Source organism: Micromonospora sp. NBC_00389 (assembly GCF_036059255.1).
GTDB lineage: Bacteria > Actinomycetota > Actinomycetes > Mycobacteriales > Micromonosporaceae > Micromonospora.
On the sequence record NZ_CP107947.1, the window covers coordinates 1176972 to 1199193 of the forward strand.

The 22222-nt window shown below is 68.4% G+C and carries 13 protein-coding genes, 3 rRNA genes and 1 pseudogene; 5 read left to right on the forward strand and 12 right to left on the reverse strand.

Going from position 1 to position 22222, the window contains the following annotated elements; genetic code table 11:
• Positions 1-194: 194 nt before the first annotated feature.
• The 5 genes and pseudogenes from OG470_RS37160 to OG470_RS05605 form a co-directional block, all read right to left on the reverse strand.
• A pseudogene (locus tag OG470_RS37160) lies at positions 195-3422 on the reverse strand (DUF3367 domain-containing protein); the annotation flags it as partial.
• Positions 3416-4864: a glycosyltransferase family 4 protein gene (locus tag OG470_RS05590; RefSeq protein ID WP_328421442.1), complete on the reverse strand. Its 1449-nt coding sequence runs from the start codon at positions 4862-4864 to the stop codon at positions 3416-3418. The gene OG470_RS05590 and the pseudogene OG470_RS37160, both read right to left, overlap by 7 nt.
• The gene (locus OG470_RS05595; protein ID WP_328421443.1) at positions 4861-5670 is read right to left on the reverse strand and encodes a glycosyltransferase; all 810 of its coding nucleotides are present in this window, start codon (positions 5668-5670) and stop codon (positions 4861-4863) included. The genes OG470_RS05590 and OG470_RS05595 overlap by 4 nt, the downstream gene beginning before the upstream one ends.
• Before the next feature lie 30 nt (positions 5671-5700).
• Complete coding sequence (locus OG470_RS05600) at positions 5701-5862, reverse strand: hypothetical protein (protein ID WP_328421444.1); 162 nt, start codon at positions 5860-5862, stop codon at positions 5701-5703.
• On the reverse strand, positions 5859-7631 hold the full coding sequence (locus OG470_RS05605) for a hypothetical protein (protein ID WP_328421445.1): 1773 nt from the start codon (positions 7629-7631) through the stop codon (positions 5859-5861). Before OG470_RS05605 ends, OG470_RS05600 begins: the two co-directional genes overlap by 4 nt.
• 182 nt (positions 7632-7813) lie before the next feature.
• On the opposite strand from OG470_RS05605, the gene OG470_RS05610 reads away from it, so the two are divergent.
• Positions 7814-9085 (forward strand): polysaccharide biosynthesis protein, encoded by a 1272-nt coding sequence (locus OG470_RS05610; RefSeq protein WP_328421446.1) that lies wholly within the window; start codon positions 7814-7816, stop codon positions 9083-9085.
• Here the strand turns inward: OG470_RS05610 and nudC are convergent.
• Complete coding sequence (gene nudC, locus OG470_RS05615; protein ID WP_328421447.1) at positions 8982-9911, reverse strand: NAD(+) diphosphatase; 930 nt, start codon at positions 9909-9911, stop codon at positions 8982-8984. The two genes, OG470_RS05610 and nudC, sit on opposite strands and share 104 nt — an antisense overlap.
• A gap of 182 nt (positions 9912-10093) precedes the next feature.
• Between nudC and OG470_RS05620 the strand changes: the two genes are divergently transcribed.
• The gene (locus OG470_RS05620; protein WP_328421448.1) at positions 10094-11911 is read left to right on the forward strand and encodes a VanW family protein; all 1818 of its coding nucleotides are present in this window, start codon (positions 10094-10096) and stop codon (positions 11909-11911) included.
• Here OG470_RS05620 and OG470_RS05625 read toward each other — a convergent pair.
• The 6 genes from OG470_RS05625 to OG470_RS05650 all read right to left on the reverse strand — a co-directional run bounded on the left by OG470_RS05625 (position 11884) and on the right by OG470_RS05650 (position 19570).
• Positions 11884-12546, reverse strand: a complete 663-nt coding sequence (locus OG470_RS05625; protein WP_328421449.1) for a DUF4328 domain-containing protein — start codon at positions 12544-12546, stop codon at positions 11884-11886. The two genes, OG470_RS05620 and OG470_RS05625, sit on opposite strands and share 28 nt — an antisense overlap.
• Before the next feature lie 250 nt (positions 12547-12796).
• Positions 12797-12913: ribosomal RNA gene (rrf, locus tag OG470_RS05630) — 5S ribosomal RNA — on the reverse strand.
• Between the two features lie 84 nt (positions 12914-12997).
• Positions 12998-16108 (reverse strand): 23S ribosomal RNA (locus OG470_RS05635).
• 378 nt (positions 16109-16486) lie between these two features.
• A 16S ribosomal RNA gene (locus tag OG470_RS05640) occupies positions 16487-18003 on the reverse strand.
• The 16S, 23S and 5S rRNA genes sit together here, the layout of an rRNA operon.
• 760 nt (positions 18004-18763) lie before the next feature.
• The gene (locus tag OG470_RS05645; protein ID WP_328421451.1) at positions 18764-19024 is read right to left on the reverse strand and encodes an SCO4848 family membrane protein; all 261 of its coding nucleotides are present in this window, start codon (positions 19022-19024) and stop codon (positions 18764-18766) included.
• A 78-nt stretch (positions 19025-19102) separates the two neighbouring features.
• A complete protein-coding gene (locus tag OG470_RS05650; RefSeq protein WP_328421454.1) occupies positions 19103-19570 on the reverse strand; it encodes a hypothetical protein in 468 nt (155 codons plus the stop codon).
• A gap of 287 nt (positions 19571-19857) precedes the next feature.
• Here OG470_RS05650 and OG470_RS05655 point away from each other — a divergent pair, with 287 nt between their 5' ends.
• The 3 genes from OG470_RS05655 to OG470_RS05665 all read left to right on the forward strand — a co-directional run bounded on the left by OG470_RS05655 (position 19858) and on the right by OG470_RS05665 (position 22222).
• Positions 19858-20331: a PRC-barrel domain-containing protein gene (locus OG470_RS05655; RefSeq protein ID WP_328421456.1), complete on the forward strand. Its 474-nt coding sequence runs from the start codon at positions 19858-19860 to the stop codon at positions 20329-20331.
• Between the two features lie 343 nt (positions 20332-20674).
• The gene (gene trpS, locus OG470_RS05660) at positions 20675-21733 is read left to right on the forward strand and encodes a tryptophan--tRNA ligase (protein WP_328426148.1); all 1059 of its coding nucleotides are present in this window, start codon (positions 20675-20677) and stop codon (positions 21731-21733) included.
• Positions 21734-21874: 141 nt separating this feature from the next.
• Positions 21875-22222, forward strand: coding sequence for a YciI family protein (locus OG470_RS05665; protein WP_328426150.1), 348 nt, complete (start codon positions 21875-21877; stop codon positions 22220-22222).

Genomic DNA, 22222 nt, shown 5'->3' on the forward strand with positions numbered 1-22222 from the left:
GCCTTGGCCCCTGGCTTCGGGTCGAGGGTGCACGCGCGGTACCGCAGCGGCCGCAGATCCCGCAGATCCCGCAGGGTGCCCGACACCGTCGTCGCCACCGACGTTCCGTTGATCAGGATCGTCGGCCCCGCACCGCAGGGCAGCGTCACCGTACGGGCGAGGTCGCGGGGCTGGTTGATCTCGGGCGCGCCCTCCACATCCACACCACTGAGGCCGACGGGGAGTGGCTGCGGCTCGAACAGCGCCGTCGACCGGCTGACCCGCGAGACCGTCGAGGTCACGGCCACGAAGAGGCTGCGGGTACGCAGAGCCGGGAAACGGGCGACGCCGTCCAGGTCGACCGTCACCTCCCGAATTCCGTCGTCGCCGGTGATCCGGACCGTCTTCGGGGGTGCCGCGACGAGGCTCGCCGCGAACCGCAGCCGCACCCAGCTCACCTTCCGGGCCTTGTCCCAGTGCAGTTCCACCGACGGCTGCGGGTCGTCCGGATCCGCCCACCATGCCGTGCCGTCGTCCCCATCTCCGAGTGACCTCGACGAGGCGACCGGGTCGGCGAACCACGAACTCGACGTGGTGAAGGTCTGTCCGCCCACCAGTTCGTCGTACACGGCCAGCGCGGTGGCCGGCGTGGCGCGAGCCAGGCCGGTGAGGCGAGGCGTGGAGGCGGCTGGCAGGTCGAAGCGGCGGGCCACCAGCCCGGTCTCCTCGCCCCGGCGAATCAGGTCGGTGGCGCAGAGGTAGTGGTCACCTGCGGCGGTGCAGGCCGACCGGTCCCCGGCCTTGCGGGCGAGCGCGATGACCTCCGGCGCGGCGGCGGCATCGGACAGTGCCGGCAGCCGTAGGTAACGCTCAGGGCTCACCCCGGGGACGCGCAGCTCCCGAATACCCGCTCGGCGCCCCGGAACGTCCGGGCCCGCGACACCGTCGATCGTCACGCGGAGCCAGGTGGTGCGGCCCGAGGGCAGCGCCAATCGCAGCGGCGCCCGGCCGGCGCCGATCACCAGGTGCACGTACGACCCGCCGGCGGTGCTGACCTCGACCCGCGTCACCGGCGCACCGACGATCTCGTCGTCGACCACCTGCAGTTCCACCGACCCGGCTTGGATCTTGTCCTTGAACCGGACCTCCACCCACTGGCCCACGGGTTTGCGCGCACCATCGGTCAACCACGACGTACCGCTGTTGCCGTCTACGGCCGCGAACGGCGCGGCGGAGGGATCGCGCAACCCGGCCGGCCCGGTGATGTCGGCCGCGCTGGAGGAGGCCAGTACGTCGGTCACACCGGCGTAGCCCGACGAGGTGACCGACGAACTCCACGCCGGGTCAACAATGTCGTGCACCGCGCGCGTCAGCCGAGGCTGCTCCTCGGGGGTCAACGTCCGCGAGGTGTTGCCACGGACGAGTCCAAAGTCGACCTCCCGGTTGCGGAGGCTGTCGGCGAGCACCGTGCCCGCGCCGGTCCCGGCGGGGGCGTCGCCGTCGAGGATCACCGGCCGGTTGCCGAGGACACCGGCGTCGCTGAGGTCCAGCAGCGTCTCCGGCGCGCCGACCAGGTCGAGCGGCTGTGCCGCGTCAGCCAGCGTGGCCCGGGGTGTCGGCCGGTCCACCTGGTAGATCTCCACCGCCGGGTACGGCTCGTGCAGCCCGTAGTCCCACGCCCCACCGAGATCCGGCTTCACCCCGCTGCTCGGGCCGAACGCGGCGACCCTGAACAACCCGGGGGCGCTGTTCAGCGTTCGGTGCACGAGAACTGGCCAGGCGATGCCGCCGACGGGCTGACGAAGATCGTTACGAACGAGCAGGTGCCGCACGCCGAGCCGACCGAGCACATCCGCCAACCCCGGAGATGCGGTGCCGGAGGCGAGCCGCTCGTCGATCGCGGAGAGCAGCCGGGCGTTTCCCGCCGATCCGGCGGGCACCAGTGAACGCACCGCCCAGGGCGAATCCAGCAAGGGCTGGGCCGGCTCGTCCAACGAGCGCCCCCAGCCGTACTCGGCGAAGTTGGACCCGGGCACCAGCAGCGTCGTGCCCGGCTCGGCGTGCTGGTCGAGCCATCCGGTTGCCTGCCGCCAGTGCTCGGGCACCGCCCAGAAACCACCGCCCGCCGCGAGCCCCGCACTCCCCGCGCCGGTGGTGACCGCAAGGAGCGCGAGGGCGGTGACACCCAGCGCCACCCGCCGCGGTGCCATGTTGGTGGGCCGCGTGAACCGGCGGATGACGGCGATCCGGCCGACGGTGTCCAGCATGTGCGCGGTGGCCAGGGCCAGTGGCAGGCGGAGCACCACATCGAACTTGTGCAGGTTGCGGAGCGCGGCGAGCGGGCCGTCGAGGGCCTCCCGCACCGTCGACGCGAAGGCCGCTCCCCCGTCCGACAGGTTTCCGGCGGTCAGGGTCAACAGCCCGACCAGGGACCCGATGAGCAGGAACCGCCGCTCCGGCAGATCCCGACGGGCCAGGCCGGCCAGGCCGATGCAGGCGATCAGACCGGTGAGCAGGACCATCCAGGGCACCGTGACCAGCGCCCATCCCGAGCGCCACCAGGGCACTCCGTCGACGGCCAGGTACCCCACCCAGTGGGTGGAGCCGCGGACGGCCGACGGGAGTGAGGTCACGCTCGTCGTCACCGCCGCGCTCTCGGTGTACGGCAGGAACGGGAACCCGTACCGCTGCAGGAGCACCAACGGCACCAGCCACCAGAAGGTGGCCGCGGCCAGTGCGACCGACCACCAGGCCAGCAGGCGGATCCGCCGCCAGCCCGGCGCACGTGTCACCACGAAGAGAAAAGCCGGCAGTACGGCGCACGCGGCGGCGGCCCCGTTCGCTCCGCCCATACAGACGACCGCCAGTCCGCTGAGCGCGGCCGCCCGCCGCAGCGAGCCGCCCGCGGCTCCCTTGACCAGCGGCAGCAGCACCCATGGCGCGACGCAGTACGGCAGCAACTCCAGCGAGACCGTGCCAACCAGGGACAGCGCCCGGGGCGAGAGAGCAAAAACCGCGCCCGCCACCAGGCGGGACGCCGGACCACCCAGGTCGAGGGCGCGAGCCAGGCGCACCACACCGGTGAGCGCCACGCAGAGCAGGGCCGCCATCCAGAGCCGCTGGACGAGCCACGCCGGGAGGCCGATCGCTTCGCCGAGGAGGAAGAACGGCCCCATGGGGAAGAAGTAGCCGGCCGCCTGGTTCTGGAGCGTGCCGAACTGCCAGTCCGCGGTCCAGAGATGGGTTGCCCGGGCCAGGAACCCGCCCGGGTCCAAGGCCATGTCCAGCTTCGTGTCGGGCACGATGAGCCCGGGCTCCTGGGTGACGCAGAGACCGATCAGCGCAAGGCAGACCAACAGCTCACGCAGGCGCCACACCGCCAGGGACACCGTGGCGGACGGTATGCCGGGGGCGCGACGAGCGGTCGACCAGGCGGTCAGCACTGCCGTACCGGAACTCCGGTGAGCAGTTCGTCCTGGCCGGCGTCCCGCTCGCTGATGTCGTCATCTCCGATGCCCGCCCCGACCAGCACCCGCCGCACCGCCGCCGGGTCTGCTCCCGGCACCAGGATCCAGAGACCGCGCTGGTCGATCGCGACGTGTCGCGTCTGCGGCAGGAGGGGGGCCACCCGGGCGAGGAGCCTCTCCGGCTGATCCGTCCGAACCACGAGACAGGCGTTCCCCGCCGTCCACGGCACCGCACGCGGCGTCAGCAGATCCCCGAGGACTGCGCGGACACGCTGGCCGGTGTCGGCCCAGCGGAACGCGCCACTCCACTGTCGGCACTCGGCCGCCATCCGGTCCGCCTCCGCCGGCACCGCGAGGCAGTTCAGCGCCCGGTCGAGGCCCGCGGCCAGATTGCTCGCCGGGTCCTCGCCCTCGCTCACCAGCCACCCGGTCCGGCCCGGTCGCACGGCGTCGCGAAGCCCGTCCACGTCGAAGGCGACCGTGGGCAGCCCGGCGGCAGCGGCCTCCACCACCACGAGACCCCAGCCCTCTCCCCACGAGCCGGCGACGTGCAACCACGCGGTGCCGAGCAGCGCGTCCCGCTCGGCGGAGGGCAGGTGGCCGTGGACCGTGACCACGTCGGTCAGCCCTCGCTCGTCGACCTGCCGGCGGATCGTCGCCACGTCCGGCCCACCACCGACGATGTCCAGGCGCAGGTCGGGCCGCTGCGCCCGCAACTGATCGACGGCGTCGAGCACCAGGTCCACCCGCTTGTGCCGGGTCACCCGGCCGACGCAGACGAGACGAGGTTGCACGTCGCGAGCCCCACCTCCGGCTGGCGGGGACGACGCGTCAGCGCCGTTGGGCACCACGACCACCGGGCCGGCCCAGCGGAGCCGGTCCCGCACGGCCACGGCCGTGGAGGGCGAGACCGCGAGCGTGACCCCACGGCGGTAGACCCGGCGGGCGACGGGACCCTCCAGCCACGCCCCGAAGCGACCGATGATCGGGCCGAAGTACAGCCGGAACTGGCGGTCGTGCACATGGTGGATCACGCAGACCACCGGCACGTCCGCCGGGAGGACCGCCGGGCTGAAGAACGGGATGCCGTTCTGACAGTCCACGACCGCGTCGAACTGACGCCGACGCCGCGCCAACCAGCCCAGCACCCGGGGGTAGATGCTCCACCGGCCACCGACCCGGATGATCCGGATGCCGTCGCGGACCTCGTCGGCACGCTGACCGTCCGGACGCGCGGTGACGAAGGTGACCTCCGCTCCGGCGGTCACCAGGTCGCGGGCGACCTGCCAGGCGTAGACCTCGGCACCCCCGGCGTCCGGATGCCAGGGGTCCTTCCAGTTGAGCACCGCGACCCGGCGGCCCGCGACCGCGGTGTCCGTGGCGGGTGCCGCAGCGGTCCGGGCGGATCCGACACTCACGGCCGCAATCCAACGGTGGCAGCGCCACCGGTCACGTCCGGTGTGACCGGAAGAGCGACGGCCGGCAGCGGCACCACGGGGGCGACATCGGCGCTACGGAGCCGCCACCGGATCTTCGCGACGTCCACGAAGCTCTGCCAGCCGTGACGGACCGGAGAGAAGCGTGAGCCGGGCACGTCCACCCAGTTGACCGGGATCTCCACCAACCGGGCTCCGGCCCGCTCGGCGCGCCCCAGCACCTCCACGTCGAATGCGAACCCACCGCAGCGCAATGGCGCGAACGCCCGCCGTGCTACGTCGGCGCGGAAGAACTTGAACCCGCACTGCGTCTCACCCACGCTGCGCACCACCTGCCGAACGGCACCCCGGAACGCCACCGCACCCCACCGCCGGAGCAGGCTGTGCCGCTCCTCGACCACCGAATCGGGATGTGCCCGCGAACCGACCACCGCGTCGGCACCCTCGACCAGGAGGCTGAGCACCTGTCCGAGGTTGTCCGGCGCGGTGGCCAGGTCCGCGTCGCAGAAACCGACGTAGCGCGAGTCGCTCGCCAGCACACCGGTACGCACCGCGAAACCCTTGCCGGGTTCGCCGCACCAGAGCAGCCGGACGGGGACCGGGCCGGACGGCGCACCCGACACCACTTCGCCGGTCCCGTCGGTGCTGGCGTTGTCCACCACGGTGACCCGACAGGGCACACCGAGGTCGGCCAGCGCCGCCCGGAGCAGGATCAGGGTGTCGGGCAGCCGGAGCGCCTCGTTGAAGGCGGGCACCACGACATCGAGTACGACCGCATCTGACGACACGTCAGGAGGAAGGACCTCCATGAAAGGCCGTCAACGCTCGCCGTAAACGATGATGGGCTGCTCCACGTTGGCAGGCTTGGTGTTGCTGTTGACGATGGTGGACGTCCCGATCGAGACGGCCAGGATTCCCAGCACGGCACCCACCGCCGCGGCGACGACCGCGGTCAGGAGGGGATTGAAGGATGCCTTCATTGACGATCCCTTCGACAAAAGTGACCGCACAGTAACATGCATCGCTGCCGTGCCGCGGGGGGCAAAAGGGTGATCAACAGGGTGGCCCCGAGTACCGAATAACCCAGGACGGGAACTATGCCGATACTTCCGGCCGAGCCGGAAGAACCGTTACCAGACAGGCGCAACAGTGTGAACGCCCCGTCCCGCCGGACCAGCTCGGCGTCCGCGAAGCGGCCCTGGACCTCGGCACCGTCGGGTTGATCGGTCTGAATGAGCACGTACCGCACGCCGAGCCGACGCAGGGCCGGTCCTGGATCACCGGACACCGCCAGCGCCGCCGCCACCCGGTCGGCCTCGCGGCTCTCTCCACGAATCCGGTCCCGGCCGACCAGCACGTCCTGGTCTCCGACCACGGGTCGACGGAACGCCCGTGGCGCCGGATCGAGCATGGGCACGTTGCCCGCCCACGGGTAGGCACGGAACGACGACCAGGGCAGGGAGACCAGGCTGCCGCCGCCCGGATCCCCGTTCACCACCGCGCGCACCGCCGACCACTCGGCGGGGTACCGCACCGTGTCGAGCTGACCGGCGAGGCCCCAGGCCAGGCCGGGCAGGAGCAGGACCGGAGCGACCATCACCAGCGGGGCCAGCGCGCGGGCGCTCGTTGCCGCCAGCGACTCCACCAGCATTCCGAGACCCACCGCCTGCACCAACGCCAACGGCGCGAGCAGCCGGGTGCCGTCCCGGACGGCCCCCGCCAGGGGAACGTGCTCGACCAGGGCGACCATCGACTGTGCGCCCACCGGCCAGGCCGGGAGCACGGCGATCACCGTGCCGAGGACGGCGCCGGCGAGCAGACCCCACCAGGCGGCCGGCGGCCAGCGGCGACGGCTCAGCACGAACCCCCACACCGCCGCCGCGGCGAGCACCAGTGCGAGCAGGGCGACCGGCCACTGGTCACGTCCCACCGGAACAGCATTCCGGCTCCAGATGCCACCGAGCGTGGCGACACTACCGAGCACGCCGAGTGGTGTGTCCGCACGGACGGCGAAGGCGGCGACACCCCGCTCGTCGAGGTCGACCGCGCCACCCCGGTTCGCCAGCGCCAACAGCCAGGGAGCGGTGAGGCCGGCCAGCGTCGCGACGCCCGCGACCATCGCCCGCCACTGCCGGGCCAGGGCCAATGCCGGACCGCAGGCGAGCACCGCCGCCAACACCATCGCCGGGCCACCCAGCACCACCGAGAGCGCACCGGCGACGGCGGAGCGCCGACCCGGGCCGATGCCGTCGGTCGGGCGCCGCAGCACCCCGAGCACCCAGGCGTACGCCCAGGGCAACGCGGCGTACCCGGCGATGACCGCCCACTGCCCGAGGTGCAGCCGCCCGTACACCCAGGGGTTCCAGACGTACGCGAGGCCGGCCGCGATCCGCGCCACCGGGTGGCTGACCGGAGCCAGCCGGGCGGCACCCACCGCAGCCAGCGCGAGGCAGCCGGCCAGGAGCGCCTTCTCCGCGATGTCGGCGGGGATCAGCTGGGACAGGCCGACCGCGAGCAGTTCGCTGGGCACCGCACGGGGTAACTCGGAGCCGCTGCCCCAGACCATCGCGCCGAACGGCGGGTCCGGCACGAACACCAGGTCGTAACGGAGGACGTAGCCACGACGGAGCACCGGCCCCAGGATGGCGAGGACCACGCCGAGGCCGAGCACCACCTCCGGCCACCAGCGACGGAGTACGACGGCAGCCCGCAGCAGCACCGGACCGAGCTCCGGTAACGGTCGGCGCACACGGACCCCCACAAACCTGGACGTGAAGCGGGCCCGACGTCGCGCCCGGGGCTCCGGACAGCACTCTAGGCACAGGGAGAGGGCGGGCGGTAGCTTGCCTGACGACGCCGATGAGCGACCCGCGGCGACGGCGCAAGGCTCGGGGCGGCAGCTGTGCCCCGGCGGAACCGACATGAGGCGCGATGACAGAGACGACGGCCGGACCCGGCGCGGGCCGCCTGGGAGCGGCAGGCGCCGCGGTGGCGGGCGCCGCGATGGTGACGAACGGACTGGCCTACCTGCTCCCGATGCTCGGTGCCCGGCACCTGGCGGTCGAGGAGCTGAGCGTGCTGGCCACGGTGCTGGCTCTCGTCGCGATCGCCGGCGTTGCGGGCGTGGGCCTGCAGATGGCGGTCGCCGTGCACCGCGCCCGCCATCCCGGCGCACCGACCAACCGGGTCGCCCTCATCACCACGGCCTTTGCCGGGGGCGCGGTCGTCGTGGCCGCGCCGCTGATGATGACCGCTCTCCGACTGCCTCTGTCGGTCGTGGCCCTGGTCGCCGCCACGACCGTCGCGGTCGTCCTGGCCGGCCGCTGGCTCGGCGAGTTACAAGGCGAGCAACGCTTTCTCCGCCTCGCGTGGGCGATGGGGGTGGTCGCCCTCGGGCGTTACGCCGGCATGATCGTCGCGCTCGTCCTCGGGGCCGATGTCGTCGACACCCTCGTGGCCGGCATGGTGACGTCGTACCTCGTGCTGCCCGGGTTGGCCTGGATCGCTCGCCCCGCCCGACGGGGGGCCACCGGCGGGGAGAGTGCCGCCGTGCGACTCCGACAGGTGACGAGCGCCGGCACGGCCGCGCTGGCGATGCTCGCGGTGTCGTACGCCGACCTGATCTTCGCCCGACAGCTGTTGTCACCTGCGGACTCTGGGGCGTACGCCGTCGGGACCGTGCTCACCAAGGGTGCGCTCTGGGCGCCCCAGGTGATCGTGGTGCTGGCCCTGCCCCGCCTGGCCATCGGGGAAAGCCGGGTCCGCACCGTCCTGCTCGCGATCGTCGGCGCCTGCGGTGCCGCGCTCGTCGCCGCCTCGGCCCTGGCCGGCGGCTTCGCGTTCCGGCTGGTGGGTGGCGAGGACTACGCGTCGCTGGGCGAGTACGCCCCGTTCTTCGCCGCCACAGGCGCGCTCTACGCGCTGGTCTTCGCGGTCGTCAACGCGAAGATCGCGGCGGGCGCGCGGTGGCCCTCCGCGCCGCTCTGGGTGGCCGCGGGTGTCCTGGCCGTCCTGACGATGTTCGTCGCGCCGCGCACCTTCCAGGGAATCATGTGGTGCGCTCTCGCCACCGCTGCGGCGACCGCGCTGGTGATGGTCCTCAGCCTGCCGCGAGCCACTCGCCGAGCAGTTGATGATCGATCGAGTCCACCCGACCGAGCGGACGACCCGCGGCGGCCCGCTCCCGCAGCTCCGCCCGGGTGAACCAGCGCGCCTCCAACAGCTCCACACCGTCGACGCGTACCTCCTCGGACCCGGCGGTGGCCCGGAAGCCCACCATCAGCCCGGCCGGGAACGGCCACGCCTGCGACCCCTGATACGCCAGGTCGGTCACGGTGATGCCGGCCTCCTCGGCCATCTCCCGCCGGACCGCGTCCTCCAGGCTCTCGCCCACCTCGACGAAGCCGGCGAGCGTCGAGTACGCGTCCTCGCGCGCGCCCTCGTGCCGCGCCAGCAGGCAGCGCTCCGGTACACCTGGTTGGTCGGGCGCCACCACCAGCACGATGATCGCCGGTTCGATCCGGGGGAACAGGGGTCGCCCACACTCCCCGCCGGTGCAGGTCCGGACATGCCCGCCGCCGCCGGAGACGGCCGGCGCACCGCACGTGCCGCAGTACCGCTGCTGCCGGTGCCAGTGCAACAACCCCCGCGCGTACGCCTGGATCGCGGCGGCGTCCGGGGCGAGCCGCCCGACCAGGGCCCGTACGTCGACGGCCCGCGTCGCACCGGCCATCTCGACGGCGGACTGCTCGGCGAGCGCGGAGAGGTCCACGGCGAACACGGCGGTGGAGTCCTCGTCGAGCCCCAGGAAGACGGTCTCACCGGCGGCGGACCGGACGAGAGATGCCCGTTCCGCGGTTAGCCGGACCGGGCCGTCCCCGTCGACGAGACAGCGGTCCCGCCAGAGGGGCAGCACCACGCTGGTCGGATCAGTGAGCAGTGCGTTCAGCCGGGTCGGATCGGTCCGCAGCGCCCCTGCCCGCTCCAGCCAACCGCCGCCGTACGCCAACACCCGCTCCGCAGTGTCCACCGGGCCACCGTGCCACGTCGGCGACCCCGCGCTGCCACCGCCCCCGACCCCGCACGACACGCCGACACGACACGCGGTAGCTGCGCGGGTGGGCGCAGGCGACGAGGGCGGCCGGGCATTCGTTACCGTAGGTGTCCTCCGGGAGGGTGGACCTCCCGCAGCACCTGGCGATAGAGGTTGCAGTGACGCTGTACGGCGAAAAAAGTCCACCCGCCGACGACCGGCCCACCGTGCAGGTCACCGCGGTCACCTGGCCGGACGACGGACCGGGGTCGGTCACGGTGCCCACCGGCGAGCCGGAGGGCGGCCGACGCCGCCCGCGCCGGGTTCGGATGCTGCTCGCCGCCGGCGTCACCGGCAGCGTGCTCGCCGCCGTGGCGGGTGCCGGCGCCTGGGCGTACGCCGGAGACGTACCCCGGGGCACGAGCGTGCTGGGCGCCGAGCTGGGCGGCCGGAGCCGCTCCGACGCCCACCGGGAGCTGCGGGCGGAGCTGGACCGGCGGGCGGCGGCACTCGCCGCGCCACTGCGGGTCACCGTCGGGCAGCGCACCGCCGAGATCAACCCTGCCGACGTGGGGCTGGGCGTCGACGTTCCGGCCACCGTCGCGGCAGCAGCCGAGGCCGACGCGCACCCGGTCAGTCGACTGGTCGGCTCCCGCAGCGTCGACCCGGTGGTCACCGTCGACGTGGACCGGCTGGACGCCGCTCTCCGTAAGGCGCTCGGCGACGAGGCCCGCGGGATGACCATGCCGGCGATCACCTATCAGGGAACCACGCCCAAGGTGGTCCAGCCCAAGCCGGGGTTGGCGCTCGACCCGCAGCGCTCCGCCGACGCGGTCCGCGCCGGCTGGCTGGCCGGCAACCCGGTCACCGTGCCGCTGGTGGAGAGCCACCCGGCGACCACCGCCGAGGAGTTGGACCGACTGGTCGCCGAGCTGGCGAAACCGGCGGTCGCCGCACCGGTCACCCTGCGCACCAACAAGGGCTCGGTGACGGTCCCGCCCGCAGCCATCGCGAAGAGCCTGCGGTTCACCGCCGACAAGGCCGGCCTGCTGACCCCGACGGTGGACGTCAAGCGGCTGCGCACGGCGCTCGGTGACGACCTGGCCGCCATCGAGGTGCCGCCGAAGGACGCGACGATGACCATTGCCGGTGGCCGTCCCAAGGTCACCGACGGGCAGCCCGGGCAGCAGCTGGACACCGCCACCCTCGGCCGTGACCTGCTGGCTGTGCTGCCGAAGTCGGACGGCCGCGAGGTGTCCGGCGAGCTGAAGCCGACTCCGCCCGAGCTAACCGCGGAGAAGCTGGCCGGGCTGGGCATCAAGGAACGGGTGTCGACCTTCACCACGCGGTTCACCGGGGGCATGGCCTCGTCGCGCAGCCAGAACATCGCCACGATCGCCAGGGACGTCGACGGCACCGTCGTACTCCCGGGAAAGACGTTCTCGCTGAACGGCCACACGGGTGAGCGTGGCTACGCGCAGGGCTACCGGGACGCGCCGGTGATCCTGGACGGCAAGCTGGTGCCGGGCGTCGGCGGCGGGACCTCGCAGTTCACCACCACGCTCTTCAACGCCACCTACTACGCGGGCCTTGAGGACGTCGAGCACAAGCCGCACTCGTACTGGTTCGACCGGTACCCGGCGGTCATCGAGTCGACCATCTTCTGGCCGGACCTGGACTTCAAGTTCCGCAACAACACCCAGTACGGCCTGCTCATCGACACCTCCTACACGTCGAGCACGATCACGGTGTCGATCTGGAGCACGAAGATCTACGACAGCGTCAAGACGGAGTACGGGCCGCGTCGCAACATCACCACCCCGAAGCTGATCCACCTCGAACCCGGCCCGACGTGCATCCCGGCCAATGGCATCAACGGCTTCACCCAGGACGCCTTCCGGGTCATCAAGAAGGACGGCGTGGTCGTCAAGCGGGAGAAGTTCAGCTGGCGCTACGACGCGGAGCCCCGCTACGTCTGCGGCCCGAAGCCGTCCTGAGCCTCGCTGATCCGCCGCGCTACCCGGATGCTGAGGACCGCCGTGACCACGACCATCACCGTGCCGGCGGTCCACAGCGGGTAGGCCGCCGTACGGGTGTCCAGAGCCGTCTCGTGAAGCCTGCCGCCGTGTGAGGTGACCACGGCGTACAGGCGGCTGAGTAGGTAGAGGAACACCGTCCCGAGAACGCTCATCCACCACCTGCCCACCGGAGCCAGCCGTGCGGCGGGGTCGCTGGCGCGCCGCACGTCCCGCACCACCAGGTACGGGATCACCAGGTTCGCCACCGGAACGAACCACCCGCCGACCACCCACCCGGGCGCCCACGTCAGTGCGCCACCCAGGCGCCCGGTGGTGCGCCGCGCCTGGTGCAGCCAGGCGATGAAGGCAGCGGCCGCGACGAGCGCACCGGGTATCCACAACCGGTCGGCCGCCACGGTCACGGCGTCGCGTGGCATCAGCTCACTGACGATCACGTACGCCAGCCAGGCGGGCAGCACGTCGACGTTGCCGTGGGTCACCACCTCGATCCGGTTCTCGTAGTGCCCCACCGCGAGGACCGTGCGGAGCACGTCGAGAACGGCCCACAGGATCAGCGCGGCCACCATCAGCCGGGCCGCAACGGATCGCCTCACCCTCTCCCGGGACGGCGCCTTCCGGGGTGGTTGATCGCTGGTCGTCCGTTCCACAGGCGCCGGTCCTTCCCGAAGGTCACCAGCGAGTATGGACGGCCCACAACGCCATCGGGGCCCCGCGACGTTCGCGCTCCGCGGACCAGCGTTTCCGGGTACGGATATGCGTCAGGGCCACCCCCGTGGGGGTGGCCCTGACGCATAGAAACGCAGGAAGGGTCACCCTGTACGGGTGACCCTTCCTGGAATGATTGTCCGGCGGTGTCCTACTCTCCCACACCCTCACGAGTGCAGTACCATCGGCGCTGGAGGGCTTAGCTTCCGGGTTCGGAATGTGACCGGGCGTTTCCCCTCCGCCATGACCGCCGTAACTCTATCGACATGTCAAACAACACCACACATGTGGTCTGTTGTTCGTTTATCGAGAGTTGCACAGTGGACGCGTAGCAGCTTAGTAGTCAAGTCCTCGGCCTATTAGTACCGGTCAACTGAACCCGTTACCGGGCTTACATTTCCGGCCTATCAACCCAGTCGTCTAGCTGGGGGCCTTACCCCCACAAAGTGGGGTGGGATACCTCATCTTGAAGCAGGCTTCCCGCTTAGATGCTTTCAGCGGTTATCCCTTCCGAACGTAGCTAACCAGCCGTGCCCTTGGCAGGACAACTGGCACACCAGAGGTTCGTCCGTCCCGGTCCTCTCGTACTAGGGACAGCCCTTCTCAAGTATCCTACGCGCACGGCGGATAGGGACCGAACTGTCTCACGACGTTCTAAACCCAGCTCGCGTACCGCTTTAATGGGCGAACAGCCCAACCCTTGGGACCTGCTACAGCCCCAGGATGCGACGAGCCGACATCGAGGTGCCAAACCATCCCGTCGATATGGACTCTTGGGGAAGATCAGCCTGTTATCCCCGGGGTACCTTTTATCCGTTGAGCGACACCGCTTCCACTCGCAAGTGCCGGATCACTAGTCCCGACTTTCGTCCCTGCTCGACCTGTCAGTCTCACAGTCAAGCTCCCTTGTGTACTTGCACTCAACACCTGATTGCCAACCAGGATGAGGGAACCTTTGGGCGCCTCCGTTACCTTTTAGGAGGCAACCGCCCCAGTTAAACTACCCACCAGACACTGTCCCTGAACCGGATAACGGTCCGAAGTTAGATACCCAAATCAACCAGAGTGGTATTTCAAGATTGCCTCCACCCATACTGGCGTATAGGTTTCACCGGCTCCCACCTATCCTACACAAGCTAATTCGAGTACCAATGTCAAGCTATAGTAAAGGTCCCGGGGTCTTTCCGTCCTGCCGCGCGTAACGAGCATCTTTACTCGTACTGCAATTTCGCCGGGCCTGTGGTTGAGACAGTGGGGAAGTCGTTACGCCATTCGTGCAGGTCGGAACTTACCCGACAAGGAATTTCGCTACCTTAGGATGGTTATAGTTACCACCGCCGTTTACTGGCGCTTAAGTTCTCCGCTTCGCCCCGAAGAGCTAACAGGTCCCCTTAACGTTCCAGCACCGGGCAGGCGTCAGTCCATATACATCGAATTACTTCTTCGCATGGACCTGTGTTTTTAGTAAACAGTCGCTTCCCCCTGCTCTCTGCGGCCATACAACGCTCCACCCGCGTGGGGCTTCACGTCTCCGGCCCCCCTTCTCCCTAAGTTACGGGGGCAATTTGCCGAGTTCCTTAACCACAGTTCGCCCGATCGCCTCGGTATTCTCTACCTGACCACCTGTGTCGGTTTGGGGTACGGGCCGCTAAGAACTCGCTAGAGGCTTTTCTCGGCAGCATAGGATCACTGACTTCACCTGAATCGGCTCGGCATCACGTCTCAGCCTTCATGTGTTGCGGATTTGCCTACAACACGGCCTACACGCTTACCCCGGCACAACCACCGGCCGGGCTCAGCTACCTTCCTGCGTCACCCCATCGCTTGACTACTACCCGTCAGGTTCCCACGCTCCCCAACATCAGCCCGAAGGCATCAGCTGGTTTGGGTGGTTAGCACAACGAGGTTCGTCAGGGACGCTCTTTCGCGGGTACGGGAATATCAACCCGTTGTCCATCGACTACGCCTCTCGGCCTCGCCTTAGGTCCCGACTCACCCAGGGCGGATTAGCCTGGCCCTGGAACCCTTGGTCATCCGGCGGAAGGGTTTCTCACCCTTCTTTCGCTACTCATGCCTGCATTCTCACTCGTGCCGCGTCCACAACTGGGTCACCCCGCTGCTTCACTCGCGGCACGACGCTCCCCTACCCATCCACACACCTGCACAAGGAATCAAGTCCAAGCGAGGTTAAAATGTGAATGCCACAGCTTCGGCGGTGTGCTTGAGCCCCGCTACATTGTCGGCGCGGAACCACTTGACCAGTGAGCTATTACGCACTCTTTAAAGGGTGGCTGCTTCTAAGCCAACCTCCTGGTTGTCTATGCGACCCCACATCCTTTTCCACTTAGCACACGCTTAGGGGCCTTAGCTGGTGATCTGGGCTGTTTCCCTCTCGACTACGAAGCTTATCCCCCGCAGTCTCACTGCCGCGCTCTCACTTACCGGCATTCGGAGTTTGGCTGATTTCGGTAAGCTTGTGGGCCCCCTAGACCATCCAGTGCTCTACCTCCGGCAAGAAACACGCGACGCTGCACCTAAATGCATTTCGGGGAGAACCAGCTATCACGGAGTTTGATTGGCCTTTCACCCCTAACCACAGGTCATCCCCCAACTTTTCAACGTTGGTGGGTTCGGCCCTCCACGCGGTCTTACCCGCGCTTCAGCCTGCCCATGGCTAGATCACTCCGCTTCGGGTCTAGGACACGCGACTGAATCGCCCTATTCAGACTCGCTTTCGCTACGGCTCCCCCTCACGGGTTAACCTCGCCACATGCCACTAACTCGCAGGCTCATTCTTCAAAAGGCACGCCGTCACCCCGCAAGGCTCCGACGGATTGTAGGCGAACGGTTTCAGGTACTATTTCACTCCCCTCCCGGGGTACTTTTCACCATTCCCTCACGGTACTTGTCCGCTATCGGTCACCAGGAAGTATTTAGGCTTACCAGGTGGTCCTGGCAGATTCACGGCAGATTTCAGGGGTCCGCCGCTACTCGGGAACACCCACAGAAGGTCAGCAACTTTCACCTACCGGACTTTCACCGTCTACGGTCAGCCATTCCAGACTGTTCGACTAGCCACTGACTTTGTAACTTCTCGAACAAGTGTCAGCTTGTTCAGCAGGGTCCCACAACCCCAACCACGCAACCCCTGACAGGTATCACACGCAGCCGGTTTAGCCTCGATCCGCTTTCGCTCGCCACTACTCACGGAATCACTAAATTGTTTTCTCTTCCTACGGGTACTGAGATGTTTCACTTCCCCGCGTTCCCTCCACACACCCTATGTGTTCAGGTGTGGGTGACTGGACATGACTCCAGCCAGGTTTCCCCATTCGGACACCCTGGGATCACAGCTTGGTTGACAGCTCCCCCAGGCCTATCGCGGCCTCCCACGTCCTTCATCGGCTCCTGGTGCCAAGGCATTCACCGTTCGCCCTTGACAACTTGACCACAAAGATGCTCGCGTCCACTGTGCAATTCTCAACAAACGACCAACCCACAACCCATTAGCCCCACACCAGCACCACCACAGTGATCGGTATGTGAGACCAGGCCATGCCTGGCAGACTCCCCAAACCCACAAAGGGGCTGGGATCCAGTCTCTGAAACAACAACCAATGGTTGTTCTTTCAGGACCCAACAGGGTGCTCTGCATTCTTCTCCAGCCGCACCAGCACAATCCGTTCCCACCACCCAAAAGTGGCTGTACTAGGTTGTTCCGGCCGTTGCCAGAGGAAAACTCGCCAGTGTCTCCGCCATCTGAGCACCCCGACCCACATTCGCAGGCCGCGGGCTCCTTGCACCCTTTCAGGTGAAGGTGCTCCTTAGAAAGGAGGTGATCCAGCCGCACCTTCCGGTACGGCTACCTTGTTACGACTTCGTCCCAATCGCCAGCCCCACCTTCGACAGCTCCCTCCCACAAGGGGTTGGGCCACCGGCTTCGGGTGTTGCCGACTTTCGTGACGTGACGGGCGGTGTGTACAAGGCCCGGGAACGTATTCACCGCAGCGTTGCTGATCTGCGATTACTAGCGACTCCGACTTCACGGGGTCGAGTTGCAGACCCCGATCCGAACTGAGACCGGCTTTTTGGGATTCGCTCCACCTCACGGTATCGCAGCCCATTGTACCGGCCATTGTAGCATGCGTGAAGCCCTGGACATAAGGGGCATGATGACTTGACGTCATCCCCACCTTCCTCCGAGTTGACCCCGGCAGTCTTCGATGAGTCCCCGCCATAACGCGCTGGCAACATCGAACGAGGGTTGCGCTCGTTGCGGGACTTAACCCAACATCTCACGACACGAGCTGACGACAGCCATGCACCACCTGTGACCGCCCCCGAAGGACCTCACATCTCTGCGAGTTTTGCGGCCATGTCAAACCCAGGTAAGGTTCTTCGCGTTGCATCGAATTAATCCGCATGCTCCGCCGCTTGTGCGGGCCCCCGTCAATTCCTTTGAGTTTTAGCCTTGCGGCCGTACTCCCCAGGCGGGGCGCTTAATGCGTTAGCTGCGGCACAGGGAACCGGAGAGGCCCCCCACACCTAGCGCCCAACGTTTACAGCGTGGACTACCAGGGTATCTAATCCTGTTCGCTCCCCACGCTTTCGCTCCTCAGCGTCAGTATCGGCCCAGAGACCCGCCTTCGCCACCGGTGTTCCTCCTGATATCTGCGCATTTCACCGCTACACCAGGAATTCCAGTCTCCCCTACCGAACTCTAGCCTGCCCGTATCGACCGCAGGCTTGGGGTTGAGCCCCAAGTTTTCACGGTCGACGCGACAAGCCGCCTACGAGCTCTTTACGCCCAATAAATCCGGACAACGCTCGCACCCTACGTCTTACCGCGGCTGCTGGCACGTAGTTGGCCGGTGCTTCTTCTGCAGGTACCGTCACTCTCGCTTCGTCCCTGCTGAAAGAGGTTTACAACCCGAAGGCCGTCATCCCTCACGCGGCGTCGCTGCATCAGGCTTCCGCCCATTGTGCAATATTCCCCACTGCTGCCTCCCGTAGGAGTCTGGGCCGTGTCTCAGTCCCAGTGTGGCCGGTCGCCCTCTCAGGCCGGCTACCCGTCGTCGCCTTGGTAGGCCATTACCCCACCAACAAGCTGATAGGCCGCGAGCCCATCCCAAGCCGAAAAACTTTCCACCCAACCTCATGCGAGGCCAAGTCATATTCGGTATTAGCCCCCGTTTCCGAGGGTTATCCCAAAGCCTGGGGCAGGTTGCTCACGTGTTACTCACCCGTTCGCCGCTCGAGTACCCCGAAGGGCCTTTCCGCTCGACTTGCATGTGTTAAGCACGCCGCCAGCGTTCGTCCTGAGCCAGGATCAAACTCTCCAACAAAAACTTGTCGAACAGCATCCTGACAACAAACAATGTTGCCAAAGGAATCCCAACCAGCAATCCAAAAGGATCACCAGTCCGGGGTATAAATCATAATTGGCACTGGCTTTTCAAGCACCCTGTTGAGTTCTCAAAGAACAACCACACACCGACCAGAAGCCCCACTCAGTGGAGCACCCTCTCGGGGCTTTCCGTCCTCGTCCCCGCCGCTCACTGGCGCCGGGCACTTTTACTACGTTACCTCACCGTCTTCGCCGTGTCAAACCGTGTGTCCCGGTCTGCCGTGCTTCGTACGGGTTGGTCCCGGCGCACTCACGCAGCAGCGGACCGCTGCGTCAGGTCGTCGGATTTGGCAGGCCGGCCGCTGCGGTTTCCCGCAGACTTGCCCGGTTCCCTGCCGGTCGTGAACCTTACCCGGTCGGTTGCGCTGCACCAAATCCGCCTCCCGGCCAATTCGGCGAGCCCCGCCCGGACCGTGTCCCGCAGGAGCGAACCCCTGCCTGACCCGGCTGCCTGCCCGATTCGGTGCTCCAGGACTTTCGTCCCGTTTGCCCCGTTCCGCGCTGGCAGAGAGAAAGTTACGCGTCCGTGGGTTTGATCGTCAAATCCGGGGGTAGCGTCCCACGTCACACTCGCTGCCGGGGGCCGTATCCCCAGTTCAGGGCGTTTGGCGGTTTCGCAAAGGCGCGGGACACCGCCGAAGAGGGGCTCTCAGCCGACCGAGAGTGACCAGCCGAGCCGGATCTGGGGCCTTTGGCCGTCAGGCGGCAGGGCGGTTCAGGCGCCTACGGGCGGCGAACCAGGCGCGGACGCCGAGGACGCCGACGGTGCTGCCGATGGCCAGCGACGCCCCGATCAGCAGGGCGTGCACCCACAGGAAGCTGGTGGCGCCGTCCCCCACCGTGCCGGACGCCCAGGAGCGCGGGTCCTGCCAGATGGCGACGGCGAACCTCGGCCAGATCACCCAGGTCCAGACCCCGACTCCGACCAGGAAGACAGCCCACGCACGCGACAGCACCATGGCAGCCGAGTATGCCAGCGGAGCTGGTCACCGGCCCGGACGCCGGGATTGGACCGGCCCCTCGCGGCTGGATCTGACTCAGAAGCAGGTCCCGATGCCGCCGATCGCCGGGTTGGCCCGATCGTGGTGGCTGATGGCACCGGTCGGGTCGGCCATCAGCCCACCCCAGATCGCGCAGCCGCCCCGGACGTACGCCCGAGCGGGGCCGGCGGCGTAGAGCCTGGCGGCATCGTCGACCTGGGTCGGCAGGTCCTGGGCGGAGAGGTAGGTCTGTGTGCGGGTGAGCATGCCGAGGTGAGCGGCCTTGATGGTGACCGTGCAGCCGAATCCGGTGATCGGGTCGTACAACAGGTGGACCGTGCCGAGTCGGTTGCCGGTCCGCGCGTCCCGGATCGGGTCCTGGTCGACCGAGGCGGAGCCGAGCCCGCAGAGCGCCCGCGGGGAGTACGGATTGAGCGTTCGCGCCTGCGCCGCGCTCCCGCTCGCCGCGACGAGGCCCAGCGCGAGCGCCAGCACGGCGCCGAACCGTCGAATTGTGCTGTACATCTGCGTCCCCCTTCTTCGGCAATGCTTGGATGCGGGACCAGAATGGTGGCGCCGGACCTGCCCTCGAATGCGCGGGAGGGACACAGCGCCCCGACGGCGGAGGTGCGGATGAGCGGCCCGAACCGCGCTGAGCTGGGCGGTGGCCCTGCTCGTCATCGATGTTCGACAGCTATGACGTATTTCGCAGCGCGCATTTCGATGAACTCAGAACTGCCGAATTGTTTCCGGCGGGAGCGGGGTGGGCACAGCGGAACGGGACAGCCGAAGACCGTCACCGGAGGTGTCCCGTGCAACCCTCCATCTTCAATCCCTGGGACTGGCGCGACCCGTCGGCCCTCGCCGGCGGGTACGCGCAGACCACCCCCTCGGCCTCCCCTCCGGAAGGCCCGGACGGCGCGCACGACGGGCCGGACGCACCCGGCCCCGGCACGCCGATCGACCTGGTCGGCTACCGGGTGCAGGCGACCGACGGGCGGATCGGCACCATCGACGAGGCGAGCCACGACGCGGACGCCCGGTACCTGGTGGTGGACACCGGGCCATGGATCCTCGGCCACAAGGTGCTGCTGCCGGCCGGCACGGTGGCCCGGGTGGACCACCGGGACCGCAGCGTGCACGTCGACCGGACCCGACAGGAGATCAAGGACGCACCGCCCTTCGATCCGGAGTCGTCCGACCCGGAGTACCGGGAACGCGTCGGCAACTACTACGCGGAGAGCTATCGGCCGCGCCAAGCCGGGAGCCCCGAGCCACAGCGCTGAGCGGCGCTCCCGCGCCGGGAGTGCCGGGCCACTCCGGAGTGGGCGGTACCGGCACGACTTCACGGGTACCGTGAATCCGTGGTCCGGACGAGCAGTTGCGCGTCGGAGGCGGTCGAGATGGTCGACTGCCTCCCCCTCTGCGCGGTGCCCGGGTTCCCGATCAGCTCCGGCGATGGCCGTGAGCAACTCCTGGACGTACTCCGTGCTGGTGGTCTGCGGTACCGCGCCGGCGCGCGATGGCGGACGGCTCGCTGAGTCGAACCCGCTGACCGACGGGGCGAATTTTGCCCCGCTCGGCGCGCGCCCACGCGTTACCCACTTCCCGCACGAAAGGCACACCACCATGTCCGTCGCACGAATGCTCACCGGCGACCGGCCCACCGGCCGCCTGCACCTTGGCCACTACGTCGGCAGCATCGCCAACCGGGTGCGGCTGCACCAGCGCTACGAGAGCTTCTTCATCATCGCCGACCTGCACATGCTGACCACCAGGAACCGCCGCGAGGACATCGACCAGGTCTCCGGCAACGCCCGCGAGATGGTGACCGACATCCTGGCCGCCGGCATCGACCCGGCGCGGGCGACCTTCTACCTCCAGTCAGCAATCCCGGAGGTCGGCGACCTCAACACACTCCTGCAGAACCTGGTGAGCGTGCCCCGGCTGGAACGGGTGCCGTCGCTGAAGGACATGGCCCGGGACGCGGGCAAGGAGGAGATGCCGTACGGGCTGCTGGGCTACCCGGTGCTCCAGGCCGCGGACATCCTCTGCGTGAAGGGGCAGGTGGTCCCGGTCGGCCGGGACAACGCCGCGCACGTCGAGGTGACCCGGGAGATCGCCCGCCGATTCAACCACCTGTACGGCGCGGTCTTCCCGGTGCCCGAGCTGATCCCGGCGGACACGCCGAGCCTGGTGGGCACCGACGGCGCCGCCAAGATGAGCAAGAGCCGGGGCAACACGATCGCCCTCTCCGACGACCCCGCCACGGTGCGTCGCAAGGTGCTCGGCATGTACACCGACCCGAACCGGGTCCGGGCCGATGTGCCGGGCACGGTGGAGGGCAATCCGGTCTTCGCGTACCACGAGGTGTTCAACCCCGACCGTGACGAGGTGGCCGAACTGGCCGCGCGCTACCGGGCCGGACGGGTCGGTGACGTGGAGGTCAAGGAGCGGATGGTCGTCGCGCTGGAGCGGTTCCTGGCACCGATCAGGGAGCGGCGGGCCCGGATCGAAGCGGACCGGGGGCTGGTCGACCGGCTGATCGTCGAGGGCACCGAACGGACCCGCCAGGAGGTACGGCAGACGCTGGTCGAGGTCCGCCGGGCGATGGGGCTGACCGGCGCGTACCAGCAGGTGCGGCGGCGAGCGGAGCGGAGCCGGAGGCGGACGGACGCCCCGGCCTGAAGCCTCGGCGGTGCCGAACGGTGGGGCCGGCTGAGCTGCGGAAAGAAGAATTCTGGACGCCGTGTCGATATCCCCGGTCCCCGTTCGTCGTCATGCTGTACGGCGACCCGCCGCACCGAGAGGAGCCGAAGCGTGAAGTACATGCTGCTGTTCATGAGCCCCGCGACCGACGGGGGCGAGCCCATCGACGGGTGCAGCTTCGAGGACTGGATCCGCTACGACCGGGAGATGAAGGACGCGGGGATCTGGGTCTCCGGGCACCCGTTGCAGGACCTGACCACGTGCACGACGGTGCAGGTCGGCCCGGAAGGCGAACGCACGATCACCGACGGGCCGTTCGCGGAGACCCGTGAGGTGCTCGGCGGGTACGACATCATCGACGTGCCGAATCTCGATGTCGCGCTGGAATGGGCGGCCCGCAGCCCTGGCGCCCTCGGCGGTGGGTCGGTCCAGGTGCGCCCGGTCGCCGAGATCGAGGTCGGGGTCTGA